The following is a 5163-nucleotide window of genomic DNA, read 5'->3' on the forward strand; positions in this document are numbered from 1 at the left end:
TGGTTGTGTGGTGGTGGTTGGAAGTTTTTAAGAGCATTCGGTGGATGCCTTGGCACCAGGAGCCGATGAAGGACGTTGTAGCCTGCGATAAGCCGCGGGGAGCTGGCAAACGAGCTGTGATCCGTGGATGTCCGAATGGGGGAACCCGGCCACCGTCATGGGTGGTCACGCGCGCCTGAATGTATAGGGCGTGTGAGGGAACGCGGGGAAGTGAAACATCTCAGTACCCGCAGGAAGAGATATTCCGTGAGTAGTGGCGAGCGAAAGCGGATGAGGCTAAACCGTGCGTGCGTGATAGCCGGCAGGCGTTGTGCGTGCGGGGTTGTGGGGCATGTCCGTTCCTTCCTGCCGGAAGGAGCACTGTGCAGTGCTGTGGGAGCTGAAAGGTCTGGGAAGGCCTGGCGTAGAGGGTGAGACCCCTGTAGGCGTACCGTGGCGTGTGTGGTGTGGGTGTGTTCCCGAGTAGCACCGGGCCCGTGAAATCCGGTGTGAATCTGGCAAGACCACTTGCTAAGCCTAAATACTACCTGGTGACCGATAGCGGACTAGTACCGTGAGGGAAAGGTGAAAAGTACCCCGGGAGGGGAGTGAAATAGTACCTGAAACCGGATGCTTACAATCCGTCGGAGCCTCCACAGTTGGGGTGACGGCGTGCCTTTTGAAGAATGAGCCTGCGAGTTAGTGGCGTGTGGCGAGGTTAACCCGTGTGGGGAAGCCGTAGCGAAAGCGAGTCCGAACAGGGCGTATGAGTCGCGCGTTCTAGACCCGAAGCGAAGTGATCTACCCATGGGCAGGTTGAAGCACGTGTAAGAGCGTGTGGAGGACCGAACCCACTTAGGTTGAAAACTGAGGGGATGACCTGTGGGTAGGGGTGAAAGGCCAATCAAACTTCGTGATAGCTGGTTCTCCCCGAAATGCATTTAGGTGCAGCGTTGCGTGCTTCTTGCCGGAGGTAGAGCTACTGGATGGCCGATGGGCCCTACAAGGTTACTGACGTCAGCCAAACTCCGAATGCCGGTAAGTGTGAGCGTGGCAGTGAGACTGCGGGGGATAAGCTTCGTAGTCGAGAGGGAAACAGCCCAGATCATCGGCTAAGGCCCCTAAGCGTGTGCTAAGTGGGAAAGGATGTGGAGTTGCAGTGACAACCAGGAGGTTGGCTTAGAAGCAGCCATCCTTGAAAGAGTGCGTAATAGCTCACTGGTCAAGTGATTCCGCGCCGACAATGTAGCGGGGCTCAAGCACACCGCCGAAGCCGTGGCACCACAGCATGTCCCTAGCCTTGGTTCAGGGGTTGTGGTGGGTAGGGGAGCGTCGCGTGGGAGGTGAAGCTGCGGGGTGACCCAGTGGTGGATCCTACGCGAGTGAGAATGCAGGCATGAGTAGCGAATGACGGGTGAGAACCCCGTCCGCCGAATGACCAAGGGTTCCAGGGCCAGGTTAATCCGCCCTGGGTTAGTCGGGACCTAAGGCGAGGCCGACAGGCGTAGTCGATGGACAACGGGTTGATATTCCCGTGACCGGCGAAGGACCGCCCATACCGAGTCCGGTGATGCTAACCACCCAAACCACTGTCATTGCCCTTCGGGGCGAGATGGTGGGGCGCGTGGGACCCGATCCGGTAGTAGGTAAGCGTATTAACAGGGGTGACGCAGGAAGGTAGCCGCGCGATCCTAATGGCTTGGATCGTTCAAGGGTGCAGGGCGAGACACAGGTAAATCCGTGTCTCATATAGCCTCAGGCCGGATGATGACACCGTATGGTGGAAAGTGGTGATCCTCTGCTGCCAAGAAAAGCCTCGACGCGAGGGACTAGCCGCCCGTACCCTAAACCGACTCAGGTGGTCAGGTAGAGAATACTAAGGCGATCGAGATAATCATGGTTAAGGAACTCGGCAAAATGCCCCCGTAACTTCGGGAGAAGGGGGGCCCTATGGGTGATCACCACTTGCGGGTGTGAGCCTGGCGGGCCGCAGAGACCAGGGAGAAGCGACTGTTTACTAAAAACACAGGTCCGTGCGAAGTCGCAAGACGATGTATACGGACTGACGCCTGCCCGGTGCTGGAAGGTTAAGAGGACGGGTCAACCCTCACGGGTGAAGCTCAGAATTTAAGCCCCAGTAAACGGCGGTGGTAACTATAACCATCCTAAGGTAGCGAAATTCCTTGTCGGGTAAGTTCCGACCTGCACGAATGGCGTAACGACTTCTCCGCTGTCTCGACCATGAACTCGGCGAAATTGCATTACGAGTAAAGATGCTCGTTACGCGCAGCAGGACGGAAAGACCCCGGGACCTTTACTATAGCTTGGTATTGGTGTTGGTTGCGGCTTGTGTAGGATAGGTGGGAGACTGTGAAGCATGCACGCCAGTGTGTGTGGAGTCATCGTTGAAATACCACTCTGGTCGTTACTAGCGTCTAACCTCGGTCCGTGATCCGGATCAGGGACATTGCCTGGTGGGTAGTTTAACTGGGGCGGTTGCCTCCTAAAGAGTAACGGAGGCGCTCAAAGGTTCCCTCAGCCTGGTTGGCAATCAGGTGTTGAGTGCAAGTGCACAAGGGAGCTTGACTGCGAGACAGACATGTCGAGCAGGGACGAAAGTCGGAACTAGTGACCCGGCGGTGGCTTGTGGAAGCGCCGTCGCTCAACGGATAAAAGGTACCCCGGGGATAACAGGCTGATCTTGCCCAAGAGTCCATATCGACGGCATGGTTTGGCACCTCGATGTCGGCTCGTCGCATCCTGGGGCTGGAGTAGGTCCCAAGGGTTGGGCTGTTCGCCCATTAAAGCGGTACGCGAGCTGGGTTTAGAACGTCGTGAGACAGTTCGGTCCCTATCCGCTGCGCGCGCAGGAAACTTGAGAAGGGCTGTCCCTAGTACGAGAGGACCGGGACGGACGAACCTCTGGTGTGCCAGTTGTTCCGCCAGGAGCATGGCTGGTTGGCTACGTTCGGGAGGGATAACCGCTGAAAGCATCTAAGCGGGAAGCCTGCTTCAAGATGAGGTTTCCACCACCTTTGGGTGGGAAGGCCCCCTATAGACCATGGGGTTGATAGGCCGGATGTGGAAGCGGCGAAAGTCGTGAAGCTGACCGGTACTAATTGGCCGACAACTTCCAACACCACGCCCCACACGAACTCTGTGTGTGGTGACTGGTTGAGAAGCGAGCACAACACATCAACAATTGCGCGTCCACTGTACGGTTCTGGAACCACCCACCCCCAGACACCAGCACACCCCTTGCGGGTTGGCTGCGTGTGTGTGGGTTGATAATTGGATGATTGGTTCCGCCAGGTTACGGCGGCAATAGCGAGGGGGAAACGCCCGGTCCCATTCCGAACCCGGAAGCTAAGCCCCTCAGCGCCGATGGTACTTCACGGGAGACCGTGCGGGAGAGTAGGACACCGCCGTACACACCATTACCGAAAGGCCCCCACCACACCGGTGGGGGCCTTTCGCGTACCCGGGTCATCTGCATCGACGGAGAGGACAGCATGCGCATCGTTCGATATGTCGACTCCGGTCGGCCGGCATGGGGAATAGTTGACGGTGAGACCGTGCGTGCCGCAACCGGTACCCCGTTCGTCGACCTGGAGGCGACCGGACGGTCGGTGGGAGATCTCGACGGCGTTCCTCTGCTCGCCCCGGTCCACCCCCGTGCCGTCGTCTGCGTCGGGCGCAACTACCGTGCGCACGCCGAGGAGCTCGGCAACGATGTGCGGCTCTTCACATTCGAGGGTGTAGTTGGGGTCGGAATCCGCCCGTCTCGAGTAGTGATCGGGCGATGTAATTGGTCAGGTTGCGGAAGCCGAGGGCCGAGCCGCGCAGGTGCTCGAGCCTGCCGTTCATGGCCTCGGTGGGGCCGTTGGACGTGCCGGGCCGGTCGAAGTAGGCGAGCACGTCGGCGGCGCGGCGCTTCAGGGTCCTGCCCAGCTTGCGCAGCTCGGTCAGGGCGGCTGGCACGGTGGAGCTGACGGAGGCGATGAGCTGGGCCATGAGCTGGCGACCATGTGCGCGGTCGGGGACGCGGTAGGCGGCGATCATGCGCTGGTAGACGGCCCAGGCGGCCTCGACCGCTACGTGGGTGTCGCCGTCGAACAGGCCCTCCAGGCGCTGGGACTGCTTCTCGGTGAGCAGGTCGGCGCCGGTGTGCAGGGTCCGGCGGGCGGCGTAGAGCGGATCGCCCTTGCGGCCCCGGTGCCCGCAGGTGTCCTGCTGGACACGGCGCCGGCAGTCATCGAGCGCGTCGCCAGCGAGGCGGACCACGTGAAAAGGATCCATGATGGCGACCGCGTCGGGCAGCTCTTCGGCGGCGGCGGTCTTGAACCCGGTGAAGCCGTCCATCGCGACGATCTCGACCCCGTCGCGCCAGTCCTGCGGCCGGCCCGCGAGCCACTGCTTGAAGGCGTGTTTCGAGCGGCCCTCGACCATGTCCAGCAGCCGGGACGGGCCGGTCCCCTCGCGAACAGCGGTGAGGTCGATGATCACGGTCACGAACCTGTCGCCGCGGCGGGTGTGGCGCCAGACATGCTCGTCGACACCGATGGCGCTGACGCCGTCGAACCGGGTCGGATCATCGATGAGGACGCGGCGTCCTTCGGTCAGGACCGCGGCGTTGGCGGTGTTCCACGAGACCCCCAGCCCCTCGGCGACACGAGCGACACTCAAGTGCTGGCACACGATCCCTTCCAGCGCCCACCGCAACCCGCGGCGGGAGAGCCGAGCGCGCGGCTCGGCCGCGGCGGTCGTGTCCTGACGCCACACGTGCCCGCAGCCCGTGCACCGGTACCGACGCACCCTCACCTCCAGCGTCGTGGGACGCCACCCCAAAGGCTCGTGAGCGAGCTCGCGCGTGACGGTGTCCCGCGCGACGCCCTCGCACCCGCACCGCCGGCACCAGCTGTCCGGTTCGACGACCCTGCAGGCCAGGACCGCCCGACCAGGCTCGATGCGCTGGCCGACGACCTCCAAGCCGAGCTCGTCCAGACGAGCGAACGTGGTCAGATCAGGGCGGGCGAAGGTAGCGTCAGGCACGTCGAGGTCTTCCCGGTGGGTGGCGTGAGAACCCCCATCATCGGAAGACCTCGACCCCTATCTGGACGCTGACACGCCGGCACCTCGCTCACCACCGCGCCAGGCCGTCTACACCCTCAATCCGGAAGAGCC

1 protein-coding gene, 2 rRNA genes and 1 pseudogene are annotated in these 5163 nt (G+C 61.6%); 3 read left to right on the forward strand and 1 reads right to left on the reverse strand.

Translation table 11 applies throughout. The annotated features are described in order from the left end of the window. Positions 1 to 17 precede the first annotated feature (17 nt). The 3 genes and pseudogenes from ACZLMO_RS16625 to ACZLMO_RS16635 all read left to right on the forward strand — a co-directional run. Positions 18 to 3118: ribosomal RNA gene (locus tag ACZLMO_RS16625) — 23S ribosomal RNA — on the forward strand. A gap of 175 nt (positions 3119 to 3293) precedes the next feature. Beyond that, a 5S ribosomal RNA gene (gene rrf / locus ACZLMO_RS16630) occupies positions 3294 to 3410 on the forward strand. An 81-nt stretch (positions 3411 to 3491) separates the two neighbouring features. Further along, a pseudogene (locus ACZLMO_RS16635) lies at positions 3492 to 3632 on the forward strand (DUF2437 domain-containing protein); the annotation flags it as partial. Positions 3633 to 3723: 91 nt separating this feature from the next. On the opposite strand, the gene ACZLMO_RS16640 reads toward ACZLMO_RS16635, so the two are convergent. Beyond that, a complete protein-coding gene (locus tag ACZLMO_RS16640; RefSeq protein WP_425713489.1) occupies positions 3724 to 5031 on the reverse strand; it encodes an ISL3 family transposase in 1308 nt (435 codons plus the stop codon). Between the last annotated feature and the right edge of the window lie 132 nt (positions 5032 to 5163).

This window comes from Georgenia sp. G2120 (assembly GCF_055326485.1).